At 68.3% G+C, this 17,452-nt stretch carries 15 protein-coding genes; 6 read left to right on the top strand and 9 right to left on the bottom strand.

All coding sequences use genetic code 11. From position 1 onward, the window contains the following. Positions 1-202: 202 nt before the first annotated feature. Positions 203-1,246 (top strand): P-loop nucleotide/nucleoside kinase family protein, encoded by a 1,044-nt coding sequence (locus AB0J52_RS02205; protein ID WP_500179719.1) that lies wholly within the window; start codon positions 203-205, stop codon positions 1,244-1,246. Beyond that, positions 1,243-1,794: a guanylate kinase gene (locus AB0J52_RS02200; protein WP_500179718.1), complete on the top strand. Its 552-nt coding sequence runs from the start codon at positions 1,243-1,245 to the stop codon at positions 1,792-1,794. Before AB0J52_RS02205 ends, AB0J52_RS02200 begins: the two co-directional genes overlap by 4 nt. Before the next feature lie 664 nt (positions 1,795-2,458). Here AB0J52_RS02200 and AB0J52_RS02195 read toward each other — a convergent pair. Further along, positions 2,459-2,695 carry a hypothetical protein gene (locus AB0J52_RS02195; protein WP_500179717.1) on the bottom strand — a complete coding sequence of 79 codons (237 nt, stop codon included), beginning with the start codon at positions 2,693-2,695 and terminating at the stop codon, positions 2,459-2,461. A 155-nt stretch (positions 2,696-2,850) separates the two neighbouring features. Between AB0J52_RS02195 and AB0J52_RS02190 the strand changes: the two genes are divergently transcribed. After that, the gene (locus AB0J52_RS02190) at positions 2,851-3,771 is read left to right on the top strand and encodes an AAA family ATPase (protein WP_500179716.1); all 921 of its coding nucleotides are present in this window, start codon (positions 2,851-2,853) and stop codon (positions 3,769-3,771) included. A 167-nt stretch (positions 3,772-3,938) separates the two neighbouring features. On the opposite strand, the gene AB0J52_RS02185 is transcribed toward AB0J52_RS02190, so the two are convergent. The 4 genes from AB0J52_RS02185 to AB0J52_RS02170 all read right to left on the bottom strand — a co-directional run bounded on the left by AB0J52_RS02185 (position 3,939) and on the right by AB0J52_RS02170 (position 10,927). Continuing rightward, positions 3,939-6,422: an nSTAND3 domain-containing NTPase gene (locus AB0J52_RS02185; RefSeq protein WP_500179715.1), complete on the bottom strand. Its 2,484-nt coding sequence runs from the start codon at positions 6,420-6,422 to the stop codon at positions 3,939-3,941. Between the two features lie 1,112 nt (positions 6,423-7,534). Beyond that, a complete protein-coding gene (locus AB0J52_RS02180) occupies positions 7,535-8,977 on the bottom strand; it encodes a pyridoxal phosphate-dependent decarboxylase family protein (RefSeq protein WP_500179714.1) in 1,443 nt (480 codons plus the stop codon). Continuing rightward, positions 8,967-10,337: an MFS transporter gene (locus AB0J52_RS02175; RefSeq protein ID WP_500179713.1), complete on the bottom strand. Its 1,371-nt coding sequence runs from the start codon at positions 10,335-10,337 to the stop codon at positions 8,967-8,969. Before AB0J52_RS02175 ends, AB0J52_RS02180 begins: the two co-directional genes overlap by 11 nt. Beyond that, complete coding sequence (locus AB0J52_RS02170; protein WP_500179712.1) at positions 10,334-10,927, bottom strand: TetR/AcrR family transcriptional regulator; 594 nt, start codon at positions 10,925-10,927, stop codon at positions 10,334-10,336. The genes AB0J52_RS02175 and AB0J52_RS02170 overlap by 4 nt, the downstream gene beginning before the upstream one ends. 761 nt (positions 10,928-11,688) lie before the next feature. Here AB0J52_RS02170 and AB0J52_RS02165 point away from each other — a divergent pair. Next, positions 11,689-12,450, top strand: coding sequence for a DUF6923 family protein (locus AB0J52_RS02165; protein ID WP_500179711.1), 762 nt, complete (start codon positions 11,689-11,691; stop codon positions 12,448-12,450). 105 nt (positions 12,451-12,555) lie between these two features. Further along, positions 12,556-13,032, top strand: a complete 477-nt coding sequence (locus AB0J52_RS02160) for a macro domain-containing protein (RefSeq protein WP_500179710.1) — start codon at positions 12,556-12,558, stop codon at positions 13,030-13,032. Positions 13,033-13,069: 37 nt separating this feature from the next. On the opposite strand, the gene AB0J52_RS02155 is transcribed toward AB0J52_RS02160, so the two are convergent. The 3 genes from AB0J52_RS02155 to AB0J52_RS02145 form a co-directional block, all read right to left on the bottom strand. Continuing rightward, positions 13,070-14,503 carry a sensor histidine kinase gene (locus AB0J52_RS02155; RefSeq protein ID WP_500179709.1) on the bottom strand — a complete coding sequence of 478 codons (1,434 nt, stop codon included), beginning with the start codon at positions 14,501-14,503 and terminating at the stop codon, positions 13,070-13,072. 97 nt (positions 14,504-14,600) lie between these two features. Then, a complete protein-coding gene (locus AB0J52_RS02150) occupies positions 14,601-15,281 on the bottom strand; it encodes a response regulator transcription factor (protein WP_500179708.1) in 681 nt (226 codons plus the stop codon). 131 nt (positions 15,282-15,412) lie between these two features. Beyond that, on the bottom strand, positions 15,413-15,931 hold the full coding sequence (locus AB0J52_RS02145) for a hypothetical protein (protein ID WP_500179707.1): 519 nt from the start codon (positions 15,929-15,931) through the stop codon (positions 15,413-15,415). 181 nt (positions 15,932-16,112) lie between these two features. Here AB0J52_RS02145 and AB0J52_RS02140 point away from each other — a divergent pair, with 181 nt between their 5' ends. Continuing rightward, positions 16,113-17,141 carry an adenosine deaminase gene (locus tag AB0J52_RS02140; protein WP_500179706.1) on the top strand — a complete coding sequence of 343 codons (1,029 nt, stop codon included), beginning with the start codon at positions 16,113-16,115 and terminating at the stop codon, positions 17,139-17,141. Between the two features lie 36 nt (positions 17,142-17,177). Here the strand turns inward: AB0J52_RS02140 and AB0J52_RS02135 are convergent. Continuing rightward, on the bottom strand, positions 17,178-17,452 hold a 275-nt coding region (locus AB0J52_RS02135; RefSeq protein ID WP_500179705.1), incomplete at its 5' end, for an HRDC domain-containing protein.

Here is a 17,452-nt window from a genome sequence, read left to right as displayed (position 1 = left end):
CACCGGGAACCGCCCCCTTGTGGTTCGTCCGTGCTGCCGTTCGGTGGACGAAATTCCATCGGAGAAGGCGAGGGTTTCCCATCACACGTAGTTCGCCAGGATGCTGAACAGCGGTTTATACATCCGCTTTCACAGGCCCCGCGCAGATCATTTAAACGCCCGGAATGCTCCGCTTTCTGTAGTGATCGGAAAGGGTGGACCCATGGTCGCGACCAAGCCCCGTCCCGGATGGCAGCCCGAGCGTCTGCGCGAGCGGCGCGAGAGCCACGGCCTCAGCCTGGAGGCGGCGGGCGACCAGCTCAGACGGATCGGCGAGCGGCACGGGCTTCACGTCGGAGACGACTTCCAGACCCTCTGGCGGCACGAGAACGGCACCGTCTACCCCGGCCCGCACTACCGGCGCGCGTACTGCCTCATGTACCGCTCGACCGAGCCTGACCTCGGCTTTCGCCTCCCGCTCCCCGGCGAGAGCATGACGGAGCCCACGGCGGCCGTCCCGGTCCCCAGCCCGGCGACCGAACCGGCCGCCACCGAAGAGGCCGCGTCCACCATCACCAGGGGCCTGGACCAGGTCACCGACGCCACCCAGGATCGCAACTCCGAGGCGGGCGACGTCCTGAAGAACCGCGTCGTGACCGCATGGCGAGGACGGGCCCTCACTGACGGCCTGAACAAGCCCGTTGTCGTCCTGGTCGGCGGCTACGCCGGATCAGGAAAGACTGAATTCGCCCGCTTCCTCGGCGACATCTCAGGCTGGGCATTCCTGGACAAGGACTCGCTCACCCGACGTCTCACAGAACGCCTCTTGGAAAGCATGGGTGGCGACCCTCACGACCGCCACTCAAGCCTCTACCTGGATCGCGTGAGGCCACTCGAATACAAATGCCTCATGGATACCGCAAACGACAACATCAATTGCGGAATCTCCACGATCCTCGCAGCCCCGTTCATCACGGAACTCAACGACGAAGCGTGGCTGAGCCGCCTCACGAACCGCTGCCGCGCGAAGGGCGTGGACGTCGCGGCCATCTGGGTCCGATGCGACGCCGACTCGATGCGCGAGTACATCGAGTTCCGCGACGCCCCGCGCGACGCGTGGAAGCTGACCAACTGGGACCAGTACGCCGAGAGCCTGAACACTCAGAGCAGCCCGCCCAGCGTCCACCTCACGATCGACAACCGCTTGGGCGCAGCGATCAGCACCGCTGACCAGACGAGAGAGGCGCTGCGTAAGATCCTGGCGTGACCAGGCGCGGCGTCATCCTCTACGGCCCCCCGGCCAGCGGCAAGGACACCATCACGGCCGAACTGTCCCGGCTGGACGACCGCTTCACCCTCCTGACCAAGCTCAAAGCCGGGAGAGGCCGCAGCGTTGGCTACCGCTACGTGCCCCCCGCCGAACTAGACGCCCTCCGCACCGCAGGCCGCCTAATCCTCGAAACCGAGCGCTACGGCAACCGCTACGCCGTGGACCGCCAAGACATCGACGCCCTCACCGACGCCGGACGCATTCCGATCGTCCACGTGGGCGACATCCCCGGCGTGGCCGTCCTCAGCTCCGCCATCCCCCTCACCTGGACGCGCGTCCGGCTATGGGCTCCACGCGAGGTGACCGCCGCACGCTCAACGCACCGCGGCGACACCGACACCACGAGCCGGCTAGCCGCGTGGGACGAAGCCGAAGCCGACCGACGCACGAATGGTGAGGCCGTCAGATTCGACCTCACCATTCGCACCCACGAGACAGACCCAGCCGAGGCCGCCAAGCGCATCAGCCGGGCCGCCCTCGGCTGAGCCAGGTCATGACGTGCGACGCCGAACAGGCGGCCAGGGCCAGACGTCGGCCCGCATCACCGCTTCCCGCAGTTGTCGAGGCGTAGAAGCCTCCACCAGCCGCGAGCCCCAATGCAGGCGCACCAGCGCCCACCAATTGCCCGTCGCGCGCCCGTGCCAGGCCGACAGCACGCACCCGAACTCACGCTTGAGCGCTGCCGCCACCTGCTGTTCGTACGGCGCTACGTCCATCACTCGACGCCCGGCCTGATGCCCCAGGACCGCAGCAGTTCGCCCACGGTCTCGGCCGCACGCGACGGCGCGTAGCACGGCCCGAGCCAGGCCCCGGTACTCGATCGGTACCACCACGTCCGCTCACCCCGAACGACACTCACCGTGTCGCCGACCGAGGACGTGAGTGAGGACCGGACGAGCAGTTCCGGCGGCGAATTCGAGTACCGGGGTGCGGACGCCCAGCCGAGCCGTCCCAAATCCCGTGCGAGCCGATCCAGACGACGGCACACCCACCGTGCCCGCCACCGTTCGCCGAAGGATTCGAAAGACGGCGCAGCCGGCGAGGCAGGGGGAACCCCCACCGACCGCGCCGCCTTTCCTTCCCCTCCCGCAGGGGCCGCCCTCCCAGCGGCCCCCTCCGGTGACGAGCCGCCCGGGGGGTCGGGCGCCATCACCGGCCCTCGTTCCGCACGGCGGCCTGCTGCCTCTCCTCTTCCAGGGCGGAGCGCAGCGCGGTCGCGTCGGAACAGATCACCGTCGGGTCGATCCCTGCGGCCGGGTCGTGCAGGGATGCCACCCAGTCACCCAGCCGTCCATCCGAGCGCGCGGAACGCCAGATGCGATGGCCGGGGAAGTCGTTGCGGAGCTGAGCCAGAGCCACATCGTCGGGACACTGGTTGGGAGCCATGGCGAGACCTCACGAAGGATGCCGAATACGTCCGGAAGAGAACGGATTCGTTCGCTGAAGTGGAACGCCACGAAGCATTCCGCGCACTCGACTTCCGCGGAGGAGCCTGACAGGGGGCCAGGCGGGGGCCAGACTTGGAGCACGGGAGGTCCGTGATGCCCACGCAGCGCCAACGAGACTTCGGCCAGTACCTCGCACGCCTCCGCGGCGACCGCAGCCAGCGCCAGCAGGCCGACCTACTGTGCTCGCTCTCCGGAAAGGCGACCCTCACCCGGAACGAGGTGTCGCGGTGGGAGCGAGGCGAGCGCATCCCCGATGACTGGCTGCCCTACATAGCCCGGGCCAGCGATGTCCCGCTCTCGGTCATCGAGGCCAAGGCCGCCCACGCCCGAGGCAAGATCCCCACCCCACCGGTCGACCTGTCGCCGTTCTTTCCCCAGGCCGAAGCACTAAAGGCCCGCATAGCCGGCGCCCTGCACACCCGCCGCGTCACCACCGCCACCGCGGCCCCTCTCCTGGTCCTGGTCGGTGGCTACGCCGGATCAGGCAAGACCGAGTTCGCCCGCTTCCTGTCCGACCTCACCGGCTGGGCTGTCCTGGATAAGGACGGCATGACCCGCCGCATGACCGAACGCCTGCTGATCTCCCTCGGAGGCGACCCGCACGACCGCCACACCGACCTCTACCGTCGCGAGATCCGTCCGCACGAGTACCGGTGCCTGATGAACAGCGCCTACGCCAACATCGACGCGAACGTCTCAATGATCATCTCGGCCCCGTTCGCCACCGAACTCCACACCCACGGATGGCTCGACCGCCTCACTCACCGCTGCAAGGCCAGAGGCGTCGATGTCGCCGCCATCTGGATCAACAGCGACAACGACACCATGCACGACTACATCGAAACCCGCGACGCCCCACGCGACACCTGGAAGCTCAACCACTGGGACGAATACACCAGCACCCTCCAGGACGACCCGCCGCCGGGCGTCACGACCACGATCGACAACCGCCACGGCGCAGCCGTCAGCCTCGCCGACCAAACCCGCACAGCCCTCCGCAAGCTCACGTCCTAACCGGCGTGACAGCCGTGACGTCCGAGCCGGATGAGAACTTTCTCTACGTCTTCAAGGGCGCCCGCTACGCGGTCGCCGCCGGTCGGTCCGAGCCGGGCATGCGGCCTCTCCGGGCCGACCCGCCCCGGCCAACCGGCACCGCATCAGAACTTGCGCAAGCACCAAGTTCAGTCCGGGGGTATGGCCTCTTCCGAGAGCCTCGGAACCAGGAGCCTCGCAGCTTCGAGAAGGTCATCCCAAGATAGGTCTCTGATACCGATCTGCTTGGGAGCGGCCTCCCATCTAGATGTCGCCGGTTCTGAAATGGAGAAATCTTGGAGCAGCTCTGAAAGGGAAGGATCTTGATACGCTCTCATATGGCCCTCAAGTCGCGCCTCCAGATCTGAAAGATCGCCATGTAGATCACGTCCGATCAGGGAGGCGGCTTCGCGAAATTCACTGACGATGGCCCGCAGATCAGAAATGGTTCGAACGTCTCCAAGGCTACGTGGCGAGTAAATCCTCATCGCATTGCGAAGTTTATCGCCAAGCGACATCGCCTCCTCGGACCTCCCGGTCAGATTAAGATAGTTGAAGGCGGCTATAAAGTCGCATCCCTCTACAAGCTTCTGGAAGAGTGGCGGCTCTGACAATTCAATGAGTCTACCGATAGCATCCACCCAGGCGGGTGGTGCGATTTTTTTAAGCGATGCGAGGGCTTCTACGAGTCGCAGAGGATTCTCGGCGCAACAATAATGGAGGTTAGTCTCGCACGCGGCCACGATTAGATTGGCAAGGTCGGCATCATTGTCTAGTCCGAATGCCTCGAGCATGCTCAAGGCTATCTCTATGCGATCGACTGTGTATGCATTCGTCATCGTCCATCGGTTGGGAAGGTTGGCGAAGGACGGGTGGCGGGAGTAGTGGCCCACGCTGCATGTCCTAACGACAGCTTCCCGCATTGCGGCTTGAAGTCCTACATATTCCTGCTCATTTATTGGCGTGAGCTGGACATGGCCAACAACTTCCCTTTCGTAGTCTACCCCGATTGCCAAGTTGGAGTAGTAAGTGACCGCCCTGGGGGGAAGTGGTAGTCGGCCGACTATCAGTCGAAAGATTCGCTCGACCTGCTCAAACAGGACCGCCTGATTCAGGATCTTTATGACTGTCGCGGAATCCATTGCAAGACGGAATGAGACATAGCTGGAGATTGACGCGTTAGCGAATACCGCTGAGGCGTGCCCCCGAGTGTCAGTGAAAGTGGAAATGAAGTCGCCATCCAGGACGCGAACTTCCGCTCGCCATTGCGCCTCTGTGGGGGAGAATGTAGTGCCGCGAGTCCACCTAGCAGTCAGTTCAATAAGGTCTTCTATCACCGCGAATGATGGCATCGTAACCAACGTTTGAAGAAGATACCGCTTGCCATCCGTTAGATGATCGTCATAGATGGTTCGCCAAAGCTCAGATGGATCGTCCAATGCATTGACAAAACCATCAATAAATTCCTGTGCAGACTGAGCTCCAACCTCAGCAAGTGGCATTCGGGCACATGATTCCATGTACAGTTGCACTAGCCGTGGATTGAAATCGTGATGCCCGATTACTGGGAGCCAAGCATTGGCCGAAATGGCCTGATCTAGAATAGATTTATTTGGCGAGTGATAGATGCGACGGTAGGTCATCTCAGCCCGCTCGTATGCATCAAGCTCTGTCGCGTCAATCAGTAGCCGACTTACATCAAATCGACTCTGTAGCAGGCGTGGGTGGCTCTGTCGAGCTGCGGCAAGCACGTACTCGCGGGTGGTCAGAATTACCTTGAGGTTTTGATCTCGGGAAGCTGACTCCAGGAGTGCCAGTAGTCGAGCATCCTCGTTCTTGCCGTCTAGAAATGCAGTACGAAGTGAAGCTCCCAAAAAATCATCGTAGAAGACAACTTGTTTGACATCATGGTCTCGCAGCCTTTCGGCATCGTCGATTTTGTCACTAGCTACGATAAGTTCCCATCCTTTGCTAATTAGATCAGCAGCCAACAGGTGTGCCGTGCTGGTCTTGCCTACCCCGGGAGGGCCGGCTATTATCACACTTCCCTCTTCGTTCATTATTAGTTTAGCGGCACGAAAGTGCCTAGTTTGAACCAATAGAGGGGCCTCTCTGGAGATAGTGTCGATCACATGCCGCCTCAGGCCAAGCTCTCTATTATTGAGTACGGAGGTCAGAGCTGTTGTGTCGGTTAGCCATAGTCGATAATGACGGCGCTCCACTTCTTTATGGCGCGCAAGTAGTGCCTCTAGATCTTCTCGGCCGAAGACGTCGCGAGGATGCAATGGGGGATCGAATACGGAGGCAACAGCTTCCTTCCCTGCCGGGGACATTTTGGCCGTCGTCACGACGATGTACCGAGTGCAGGAGTTTCTTATGTTGCGAGCTGCTTCCTTTTTGAATGCTGCTTTTAGTTGTGATGTGGACGCGTTTGGATAGTGCTTTACCTGTCCGATGACACGATCGGCTGAACTGAGATTCAAGGGCGGCTCGGAAGGCCCAAATACTCGTAGATCGATGCCTTGATCGGGGCCTTTTCGGAATGTTTCAACATGTACTTTCCACTCAACGCTGAGGAGGTCCCTCACAAGAACCTCGGCATCGAGATCCGAAAGTGCTTCCCAGTTCGTCACCTACCTAGTGTCGCAGAGAACGCCGCGAACCTGTAGATCGTTGGGTAAGTAATCGAACGTTCCTGGATGGCACCCTGATCAACTTATGTGGCATCGCTGCCGCGGGCGTAGTGCTTGTCGATCAAGGAAACGTTCGCTGCTCCGCGGTACTCGCAATAAGAACTTCCTGGCACGAGGCTTGGACGAGACAAGACGCTGGAGGCTGACAGATGCCTCAACCTCTGAGCCTTGACCATCACTGCCTGGGCCAGGCCATCGGGAGTGTCCGGGGCCGGGGCGCTATCGGTGTTGAGGCTCGTAACGCTCGCCGTGTGTGGTCCGGTTGGCGGGTGGTTGGGGGCTCTCGCTGCCGCGGGGCTTCCGGTGCTCGGGCCGTGGCCGGCCCTCCGCTCCGGGTCCCCTTGCCCTCTGATGATGGGCGCTGGGCATGCGGAAGACAGCTAACGATGACGCTAACAGCGGGCCTGGACCGGGCTGGACGTTGGTGGATGCCGCGAGGAGTGTGGGGCCTGTCGGCGGACGGGTGTGGACAGGGTGGGATCCCGTTGGCCTTGCTACGGATCAGAAGGTTAGGGGTTCGAATCCCTTCGGGTGCGCACAACTCAAAGGCCCTTTCCGGTTATCGGAAAGGGCCTTTGTCTTTTCCGTGGGAGCCAGGTGGGGAGCCACGGTCTTCGAAGCGCTGAAGAGCGCGCTGGTCAGCACGTGCATGTACATGTCCAGGGTGATCGCCATATTCCTGTGTCTGAGGGGCTCAGACAGCATGTGCAGCGACGTCTCTGCCCAGATTGAGCGAATCCCCTGTGCCCGGGTGCCGTGACTGCCTAGTCCCTCCGACTCGTCGACCTTGGTCTTTCCCGAACTTCGGGAGGGCGGAAGCAAGACGGAAAGGTGTTGGGCCGGTGCTGTGTGCGCGGAGGGCGGGAGTTGAGGTGGCTGGCCATGTGGCATCGCGCGGGGGCGCATGGCTCACGTGCCTGGCGTGGTCCGAGGGTGCGACGTACCTCGGTGGGTGAGCGGCCTGGGAGGCGGTTAGAGGAGGGGCTTGCTTGAGGCTGTTTCGGGGGTTGGGTGGGCCGTTGGCTGCTGGGGGTGGCCAACGGCCCGTCGGGTTAGAGGGGGGTGGAGTAGAGGACTGAGAGGAAGCGGATTAGGAGGGATTCTCGGGTTGTGGGTGGGAGGGCGTTCAGGACGGTGTTGACGAAGGCCATTTCGGGGGTGGCTTCTGACGTCAGGTCTACGCCTACTGAGGTCAGGAGGGCGGCGAAGTCGGTGTCGGTGATCGTGGTCAGGTCCAGGGTGGCCAGGGCCTCGATCAGGTCGGACGGGACGTTCGGGGGGCCGGCTTCGCGGGCGGCCTTGGTGGCGTCGGCCAGGGCTTCGAGGAGGGCCTCGACGTCGGTGACGCCGGTCAGGGTGAAGTGGAGGTTGGCGGGGAGGCCCTGGTAGGTGAGCTGGGGCTGGAAGAACCAGCCGCGGGTGCGGGCCTCGTCGGCCAGGACGAAGACGTCCAGGTCGGGGTCGTCGGAGGTGACGGCGACGAGGGGGACGGACGGGTCGCCGAGGACGCGGAGGCCGGGGACCTCGGCGACGCCCGCGCGGAGGCGGTCGGCGGCGGCCATCGCGGCGGCGGTCAGTTCGCGGTAGCCGGTCGCGCCGAGGGCGCGGAGGGTGGCCCAGGCGGCGGCGAGCGGGCCGGCGCTGCGGCTGCTCTGGACGGTCGAGTTGATCACGGTGTAGCCGGGCCATTCGGCGGAGGCGTAGTAGGCGTGGCGGCGGAGGGCCTCGTCGGCGAACAGGACGACCGAGGCTCCCTTCGGGGCGTAGCCGTATTTGTGCAGGTCGCAGGAGAGGGACGTGACGCCCGGGACGGAGAGGTCGTAGGGCGGGACGTCGCGGCCCTCGATCCAGGGGAGGACCCAGCCGCCGACGCAGGCGTCCACGTGGCAGAGGACGCCGGCCTCGGAGGCGAGGGCGGCGAACTCCTCGACCGGGTCCAGGACGCCGTGCGGGTAGGACGGCGCGGAGCAGACCACGAGGACGGTGCGCGGGGTGAGGGCGGCGCGGGTGGCGGTGGGGTCGGCACGGAAGGTGTCCGGGTCGACCGGAATGGTCACGACCTCCACGCCGAGGTAGTGCGCGGCCTTGCGGAAGGCGGGGTGGGCGGTGGCCGGGAGGATGATCTGCGGGCGTCCCTCGACCGGGCGGGCGTCCCGGGCGGCCTTCACGGCGAGCATGATCGACTCGGTGCCGCCGCTGGTGAAGATGCCGGGGGTGGCCGGTGTGCCGCCGAGCCGGGTCGCGACCGCCGCGACGATGGACCGCTCCAGCGCGACGATGCTCGGGAACGCGGTCGGGTCCAGGCAGTTGACTTCGAGCAGTTCGCGGTGCGCGGTGGCGGCGAGGTCGTGCACGGCGTCGCGTCCGGTGTCGTAGACGTAGGCGGTGACGCGGCCGCCGCGGACGGGGAGGTCGCCTTCGCGCAGGCGCGCGAGTTCGGCGAGGACGTCGGCGGCCGGGCGGCCGGTCTCGGGGAGGGCGGTTTCAGGTGACATGGGGTTGCGGCTCTCCGGTGGTTCGGTGGGCGGCGGCCAGCCCGCGGTAGGCCAGCAGCATCGGGACGCTCAGCAGGAGGAGGACGGCCGGGACGAGCGTGTAGCCGGCGGTCAGCCCGGTCAGGGCCGAGTCCGGCTGCCGGACGGGGGTGTCGAGGTCGGACGAGTGGAACGACGTCACGGCGAGGATCAGCGCGAACACGCCGGGCCCGAGGGCCATCGCGCCGGTCTCGGCGGCCGTCCAGATGCCGGTGAAGGCGCCCGGCTGCGCCTGCCCGGTGCGTCCGGCGTCGGCGCGGACGGTCTCGGGCAGCAGGGACAGCGGCAGGAGTTGGAGGGCGGCGTAGCAGACGCCGACCAGCGAGGTCAGCGCGAGGACGGACGGGGTGGATCCGGAGGTGACGGCGGGGAGCAGCGCGACGTCCGCCGCGGCGAACAGGACCACCGCGGCCACGTAGCAGCCGACGTGGCCGTACCTGGCGGCCAGGCGGCGCCAGAGCGGGACGGCCACGGCGCTCGGCCCGACCATGCAGACGAACATCACCGAGGTCAGTCCGTGGTCGTCCAGCCGGTACACCGCGACGTAGGGCGCGCCGGCGAGCATGATCGCGATGGCGAGGGACTGGGCGGCGAACGCGCCGAGCAGGGCGAAGAACGGCCGGTTGCCGCGGGCGGCGCGCAGCGCGGCGGCGAGGCCGAGCGGACGCGGTCCGGGGCGCGCGGGGATCCAGCGGGTGGCGAGGGCGCTGACCACCATCGCGGCGCCCATAAGGAGGCCGATGGCGACGCCCATGACAGCGTGTCCGCCGCGTCCTCCGCCGGCGGCGTCCGACAGGGCGGGGGCGACGCCGCCCGCCAGCAGGATGCCGACCGTGAGGCAGACGATCCGCCACGCCATCGCGCGGCCGCGCTCGGCGGGCACCTCGGAGATCTCGGCGGGCAGCGCGACGTACGGCACCTGGAAGCAGGCGAACGCGCTCGCGGCCAGCAGGAACGCCAGGCCGGACCAGATCGCGGCGAAGCCCGGACCGTCCACCGGCGCGGCGAACATGGCGGCGAACAGCACGGGCAGGGTCACCGCTCCGGCGAGCAGCAGCCGGGTGCGGCGTCCGGTGCGCACGGCCTCCCGGTCGCTCGCGGCGCCGACGATCGGGTTGAGCAGGACGTCCCACGCCTTCGGGACGACCAGGACGGCGCCGGCGATGCCCGCCGCGACGCCCATCACGTCGGTCAGGTAGTAGAGGAGGAGCAGCCCGGGGACGGCGGAGAACACGCCCGTCCCGACCGAGCCGATCCCGTAGCCGAGCAGCCGGCGGCGCGACAGTGCGGCGGCGGGGGCCGGGACCGGGTCCGGGGTCATGGGGAGAGTCCGAGCGTCATGGTCACCATGCGCCGCATGTGGGCGCGGAAGCGGATCAGCGCGCTCGGGTCGTCCATCCGGTGCCGCTGCCCGTCGTCGCGCAGGACGCCGCCGCGCGCGAAGCCGTGCGTGCACCAGATGACGCTCCACACGACGTATTCGAGGTCGATGTCGTCGCCGGCGACCTTGCCGATGGCCTCGCCGACCATCTCGATCAGGGGCTGGACGTAGGCGTTCTCCAGGTGCGCCACGTCCGCGGCGTCCGACTGCCACCGGTGCACCCACAGGGCGGGGATCTCGGGGTTGGCCGCGCAGAAGTCGATGTAGTGGTCCAGGAGGCGCAGCACGCTGTCGAGGTCCGGCGCGAGGCGGGCCGTCACCTCTTCCAGCGCGGCGCGCTCCTTCTGGTGCGCCCGTTCCATGACCGCCAGGTACAGGTCGCGCTTGTTGCCGACGTGGTAGGCGACCGTGGCGATGTTCAGCCCGGTCGCCTCCGCGATCAGCCGCGTGGAGGTCCCGTCGTAGCCGAGCTCCGCGAAGAGCCCGGTCGCGACCTCGATGATCCGCTCACGTGCGGAGTCGCCGCTCATGGGGTCAAACTAGGACCCTCTCCCCTTCCCCGTCAATCACTTGATGGAGAGCTTGGAGAGAGGGGAAGCGGGGTGGCGGGCGCCGCCGGTCTCCGCTCTCCGGTCTCGGGGCCCGGCTTGGCGAGGACGTCACTTCGTCGGTCATTCCCTGGCCGTTGAACGGCGGATCGGGATTAGCCGGGCCGCGTGCAGGGGGTCGTGGGGCGGTGTTAATTCGGCCGGTGGGTGACTGTGAGCCGGGTGAGGTGACTGCGGCTGACCTAGGGGTTTCCGGCGGTGAAGCGGGCGGGACGGAGGTTGTAGGATCTCGTTTTCAGGCTGATTTGAGGAGATTTTCGTGGCGGGGCTCGGAATTATCGAGATCATCATTCTGCTTTTCATTTTCGGTCTCGGTCTTCTGTTCGTCGGCGGGCTCGTTTTCGCGTTGGTGATGCTGAGCAGGCGCCGCTGACGGAGGCACGGCGGTCGCCTCCGAGGCTGGGCGCGCGGCCGGACGGGGCCGGACGGGCGCCTTGACCGGGGCTTGGGTTCGGCCGCTTTCATGATCGGGAACCACTGTCCCCGGAGCGGCCTCGTCGGTCGCTGCCGGTCGTTGTTCCTGGTGGGAGCCTTGTGCCCCGCCCGGCGGCATCGTGGGGGACGCCGTGGTGAAGGCATCGGTTCGCGGGCTCCGGCCCAGGTCCCGGCTCGCGCGTCTGATGCGGTGGACGTCCGGATGCGCCGTTCTCGGCGTCCTCGCGCCGGGGGCGGAGGCGGCGGCTGTGTCGCGTCCGCACTGCGACGGGGTCGCCTACGTGATCGCCCAACCGCGCACCGGCGACGGGCGCGGGCAACGTGTCCTCGGACGGCTGAATCTGGTGAAGGGGACCGTCAAGACGATCGCTCCCGCGCCTGACCTGGACGCCCTCGGCTACAACCCGCGTGACGGGCTCCTGTACGGCGTGCGGAACAGGGCGGCGGACGGCGGGCCGCCCAGCCTCCAGACGATCGTCCCGCGCGACGGGAGCGTCAAGGACTCCGTCCCGTTGCCCCAGGACACTTACACGGCCGGTGCGTTCTCGCGTGACGGCCTGTTCTACGTGCGCGGACGCAGCACGGTGCTGGTCGTGAACGTGAGGTCGAAGGCGCGGGTCGTCCGGTCGTTCGAGGTGGACAGCGCGGTGAGACTGGGCGACTTCGCGGCCCGGCCAAGCGACGGCGTCCTCTTCGGCGTGGACAACGCGCACGGTGACCTGGTGCGGATCAGTCCGCGTTCCGGAACCGTCAAGCGGCTCGGACGGCTCGGCGTGCGCAAGGTGTCGGCGGCCTTCTTCGATGCGGACGGGACGTTCCGCGTCGCGGGCGACCGGCTCGCCGGCGTGGACGTCACAGATCTGAGGGCGAGTCGTCGGCAGGTGGACGTCCGGAGGGTGGCGGTGCATCCGGTGCGTCCGCCCGCGCTGATCGACGGCGCGGGCTGCCTGCCCGCCGTGCCGCGTCTCGTGGAAGCGCCGTCGCCGCGGATCGCCCCACGTCCGGTGTGAAGCCACTGCCGCCCGGCCTGCCCAGGCCGGCCGCCCCGGCCTGCCCCCGGCCTGCCACCCGGTCTGCCGGGCGAGATGTCAGTGTTCGCGTCTATCGTTCCGTCCGTGGGCGAGATCCGGTACGTGCGGGGGGACGCGACGTCCCCGCAGGCCAAGGGTGTGAAGGTGATCGCGCACGTCTGCAACGATCTCGGCGGGTGGGGGAAGGGGTTCGTTCTCGCGGTGTCCCGCCACTGGGAGGCGCCCGAACGCGCCTACCGCGAGTGGCACCGGAACCGCGCGACGAACGACTTCGGGCTCGGTGCGGTGCAGTTCGTCCAGGTCGAGCCGTATGTCCACGTCGCGAACATGGTCGCGCAGCGGGGGATCAAGCGCGGGAGCAAGGGCGTGCCGATCCGGTACGACGCGCTCGCCACGTGCCTGGACCGCGTCGGGGCGCGCACCGTCGAGCTCGACGCGTCCGTGCACATGCCGCGCATCGGCTGCGGCCTCGCGGGCGGACGCTGGTCGGAAGTCGAGCCGCTGATCGAACGGCACCTGATCGGACGCGGCGTCCCCGTCACCGTCTACGACACCGACTGACCGGCGACACCACCGTCAACGATGACCGGCTGACCGCCTAGGACGCTGGCGGGCCTGCGGCGTCACCGTCCGCGGCACCCGGTTGAGTTGCGGGGAGAGTCACTCGGACGGTCGTCCCGGTGCCCGGGGCCGAGAAGAGTTCGGCGCGGCCGCCGTGGGCCGCGGCGATCGCGGCGACGATGGGGAGGCCCAGGCCCGCGCCCGACGTGCCGCCGCTGTGGAAGCGTTCGAACGCGCGCGCGGCCTCCTGCGGCGACATGCCGGGACCTTCGTCCGCGACCTCCAGCACGATCGTCCCGCCGCGCGGCGGGGCTTCGAGCCGGACGGTCGCCGGGGTGCCCGGCGGCGTATGCGCGCGGACGTTCGCCAGCAGGTTCGCGAGGACCTGCCGGACGCGTGCCTCGTCCACGGTCGCGACCAGGCCGTCCGGCGCGGTCAGCCGCACCGGACGGTCCGGATCGGCGGCCCGCGCGTCGGCGACGGCGTCCCGGGCGAGCGCCGGCAGGTCCACCGGGACGGGTTCAAGGGACGCCTCGCGGTCCAGGCGGGCGAGTTCGAGCAGGTCACTGACCAGGTCGCTCATCCGGCGGGCCTCCTCCTCGATGCGCCGCATCGCGTCGGGCAGCCGGTCCGGGCCGAGCGCGCCCTGCCGGTACAGCTCGGCGTAGCCCTGGATCGTGGTCAGCGGGGTCCGCAGCTCGTGCGACGCGTCCGCCGCGAACTCGCGGACCCGCGCCTCGGACCGCGCGCGGGCCGCGAACGCCTGCTCGATCCGGCCGAGCATGACGTTGATCGCCCCGGCGAGGCGGCCGGTCTCGGTGCGCCGGTCGGCTCCGGGCATCCGCGCGTCCAGGGTGCCGCCGCGGGCGATGACCTGCGCGGTCGTCGCCATCTGGTGCAGCGGGAGCAGCCCGCGGCGGATCAGCGAGCGGCCGACGAGGGCGAGCACCACCAGCAGCAGCGCCGTCGTCGCGAGCTCGGTGACGACCAGGCTGAGCGTCGCCGCGCGGATCTCCGCCAGCGGCGCGGCGACCACCACGACGTCGTCGGGGCGGACGGCGCGCGGCGGGAGGCTCGCGACCTCGCCGCGCGGTGCCCGGACCCGCGCGACCGCCCGCATCCCGGGCAGGGAGAACGGCTTGCGGTCGGCGGCGCGTCGAGCCAGCTCGGCCCGGCCGATCCGCTGGAGTTCGTCCTCGGCGGCGCCCGGGTCGGGGTCGTCGCCGCTGAGCACCCTCATCCGTCCGGACGGCGCGACGCTGATCACCAGGAAGCGCGCCGGGGCCATGCCGTCGTCCGGCAGGCCCGGCTTGAGCCGTGTCACCGCCCGGTCGCGCGTCGCGGCGAGCTGGCCGTCCACCCGGTGCATCAGGTAGTTGTGCACCACGAGGGCGCTGACCAGGCCCATCAGCAGGAGCCCGGCGCAGGTCACCGCGAGCAGGCCGGTCAGCAGCCGCGCGTTCAGGCTCATCCGCCGCCTCCGGCGATGGACGCGGCCGGTCGTGGCCGTCCCTCCGAACCAGGAGCCGCCGAACGCGACGGCGACGCCGGGGGACCGGGACGCGGGGTCACGCGCGCAGGGTGTAGCCGACGCCCCGGCGGGTGTGGATCAGCGGCGGCCCGAGCGGGTCGAGCTTGCGCCGCAGGTAGCTGATGTAGGTCTCGACGACCTGCGGGTTCCCGTCCCAGCCCCAGACCGACTCGAGCAGCTGGGCGCGGGTCAGCACCCGGCCCTCGTTGCGCATCAGGCATGCCAGCAGCCGGAACTCGGTCGGGGACAGGTCGATGTCCGCTCCCGCCCGGCGGACCGTCCAATGCGACTCCGACAGTTCGAGGTCGGCGACGCGCAGCACGTCGTCCTCCCGTGTGTCGGCGGGGGCCGTCCGGCGCAGCACCGCCCGGACCCGCGCCACCAGCGCGTCGATGGAGAACGGCTTGGTCACGTAGTCGTCGCCGCCGAGGGTGAGGCCGGTGACGGTGTCGGACGGGGTGTCGCGGGCGGTCAGGAAGATGACGGGCACCTGGTCGCCGGCCGCGCGCAGCCGCCGGCACACCTCGAACCCGTCCATGCCGGGGAGCATCACGTCGAGCAGGACGAGGTCGGGCCGCAGGTCGCGGGCGGCGCGCAGCGCGTCCTCCCCGTCGTCCGCCGTCGTCACCGCGAACCCGTGGAAGGTCAGCGCGGTGTCGATCAGATCCCGGATGTTCGCCTCGTCGTCCACGACGAGGACCCGGCGCACCTCGTTCATCGGCCTCCGCACGGTTCATCGGCCTCCGCACGTCACCCGCAGCGTCCGCCTCGACGGTACTGCGCGGCCGTCCCGCGCGCCGCCCCCGCCAAGGGGACGGCGCGCGGGACGGGACCGGCACGGACGCCGGCTCAGTTGGCCTTCTTCTGCGGGTCGCGGACCGCGGTGGCGGTCCGGGTGTTCCCGGTCCGCTCGCCGAACACGACGACCTGGTCGCCGTTCGCCACGGCGTTCAGGTCGGACTTGGCGCGGGCCTTCATGATCCGCGTCTTGCCGTCGACCGTCCACGTCCAGCTCACGCCGTCCGCGCTCTTCACGGTCAGGGTCGTGCCGGTCTTGCCGGTGACCTGCCCGCGCTGCCAGCCGACCAGCTTGAACGTGTTGCCCTTGGCCTTGACGGTCGCCTCGCCGTGGACGCCGCGCATCCCGCCGCCGAAGCCGCCGTGGCCGCGCATCCCGCCCTTGCCGCCGTGCCGCCACCGGCCGCCGTCGTGGCCCTTCCCGTCGTGGCCCTTCCCGGACGCGGACGGGTGGGCGGACGGAGAGGGGGACGGGTTGGCCGCGAAGGCCGGAACCGCCGCGTACAGCCCAACACCGAGCAGACCGGCGGCGGCGACACCGGCCGCCATCGTCTTCTTGTTGGCTCTCATGGCAGCCACTCAACCCGGCCGGGCTGGGAGTTCGGCCCGGAGAGACCTGAGAGAAACCTGAGAATGTCCGGAAAAATCCCCCGCAGGCCAGGAGGGGAGGGCGTCCCGGGGCCGCTCCCTAGCGGCCGTGACCTGCCGGGTTACTCTCGGACGGACGGGACGAACCCGGAGGAGGATGGCCTTGGACGCGTTCATCGCCGGCATGCCCAAGTGCGAGCTGCACCTGCACATCGAGGGCACCCTCGAACCCGAGCTGAAGATGCGGCTCGCCGAGCGCAACAACGTGCGGATGCCCTACCGGACGGTGGAGGAGGCCCGCAACGCCTACAACTTCGACAGCCTCACGTCCTTCCTGGTCGGCTACTACGAGAGCATGAACGTCCTGCTGACCGAGCAGGACTTCTACGACCTCGCCACCGCCTACCTCACCAAGGCCGCGGCGCAGAACGTCCGGTACGCCGAGATCTTCTTCGACCCGCAGGCGCACACCTCGCGCGGCGTCCCGTTCGACCTCGTGATCCGCGGGCTGCGCCGGGCGATCATGGACGCGGAGCGGCTGCACGGTGTCCGGGCCCAGCTGATCATGTGCTTCCTGCGCGACTTCTCCGCCGAGTACGCGATGGCGACCCTCATGGAGTCGCTGCCGTACCGGGAGTGGATCGTGGGCGTCGGCCTGGACTCCGACGAGCGCGACAACCCGCCGGTGAAGTTCGAGAAGGTGTTCGCGCGGGCGCGCCGGGAGGGCTACCTGCTCACCGCGCACTGCGACATCGACCAGGCGGACACGCACGAGCACATCCGGCAGTGCCTGGACGTCCTCGGCGTCGACCGCATCGACCACGGCTCCAACGCCCTTGAGGACGAGTGGCTCACCGAGGAGATCGCCCGGCGGGGGCTCGGCCTCACGGTCTGCCCGGTGTCGAACGGCTTCGTGACGTCCGACATGAAGGCCGCCGAGATCCGCCGGATGCTCGATCTCGGCCTCAAGGTCACCATCAACTCCGACGACCCGGCCTACTTCCTCGCCTACGTCACCGAGAACCTCCAGGCCGTCCAGCGGAAGCTGGAGCTGGGCCGCGACGAGGTGCTCCAGTTCGAGCGCAACGCCTTCGAGATCGCCTGGCTGCCGCGCGCCACCAAGGACACCTACCTGGCCGAACTCGACGAGTACGCCGCGACCGCCGCCACCCCCGCCGACGCCACCGACTGACCCCGCCGACCACCCGGACGCCGGCCGGCAGGCTGACTACTCCTTGTCGGCGAGGACCTCCAGGACCTGGTCGCCGAACTTGGCGAGCTTGTTCTCGCCGACGCCGCTGATGGCGCTGAGCTCGGCGAGGGAGCCGGGATCGGCGGTGGCGATCTCGCGCAGCGTCGCGTCGTGGAAGATCACGTAGGCCGGGACGCCCTGCTCCTTGGCGGTCGCGGCGCGCCAGGCCCGCAGCCGCTCGAAGACCGGAGCGGCCTCGGCGGGCAGCTCGACCGCGGCCTTGCGCTCCTTGGACGACCGGGAGCCGGCGG

It is taken from the genome of Spirillospora sp. NPDC049652 (assembly GCF_040675125.1).
GTDB lineage: Bacteria > Actinomycetota > Actinomycetes > Streptosporangiales > Streptosporangiaceae > Spirillospora.
Note: the sequence above shows the minus strand (reverse complement) of the source record. Positions and strands in the feature narration are given on the sequence as shown.

Coding starts and splice junctions, on each gene's coding strand:
- AB0J52_RS02155 (WP_500179709.1), bottom strand. CDS start 14,503: ATGAGCCTGAACGCGCGGCTGCTGACCGGCCTGCTCGCGGTGACCTGC.
- AB0J52_RS02145 (WP_500179707.1), bottom strand. CDS start 15,931: ATGAGAGCCAACAAGAAGACGATGGCGGCCGGTGTCGCCGCCGCCGGT.
- AB0J52_RS02170 (WP_500179712.1), bottom strand. CDS start 10,927: ATGAGCGGCGACTCCGCACGTGAGCGGATCATCGAGGTCGCGACCGGG.
- AB0J52_RS02190 (WP_500179716.1), top strand. CDS start 2,851: ATGCCCACGCAGCGCCAACGAGACTTCGGCCAGTACCTCGCACGCCTC.
- AB0J52_RS02180 (WP_500179714.1), bottom strand. CDS start 8,977: ATGTCACCTGAAACCGCCCTCCCCGAGACCGGCCGCCCGGCCGCCGAC.
- AB0J52_RS02195 (WP_500179717.1), bottom strand. CDS start 2,695: ATGGCTCCCAACCAGTGTCCCGACGATGTGGCTCTGGCTCAGCTCCGC.
- AB0J52_RS02175 (WP_500179713.1), bottom strand. CDS start 10,337: ATGACCCCGGACCCGGTCCCGGCCCCCGCCGCCGCACTGTCGCGCCGC.
- AB0J52_RS02205 (WP_500179719.1), top strand. CDS start 203: ATGGTCGCGACCAAGCCCCGTCCCGGATGGCAGCCCGAGCGTCTGCGC.
- AB0J52_RS02150 (WP_500179708.1), bottom strand. CDS start 15,281: ATGAACGAGGTGCGCCGGGTCCTCGTCGTGGACGACGAGGCGAACATC.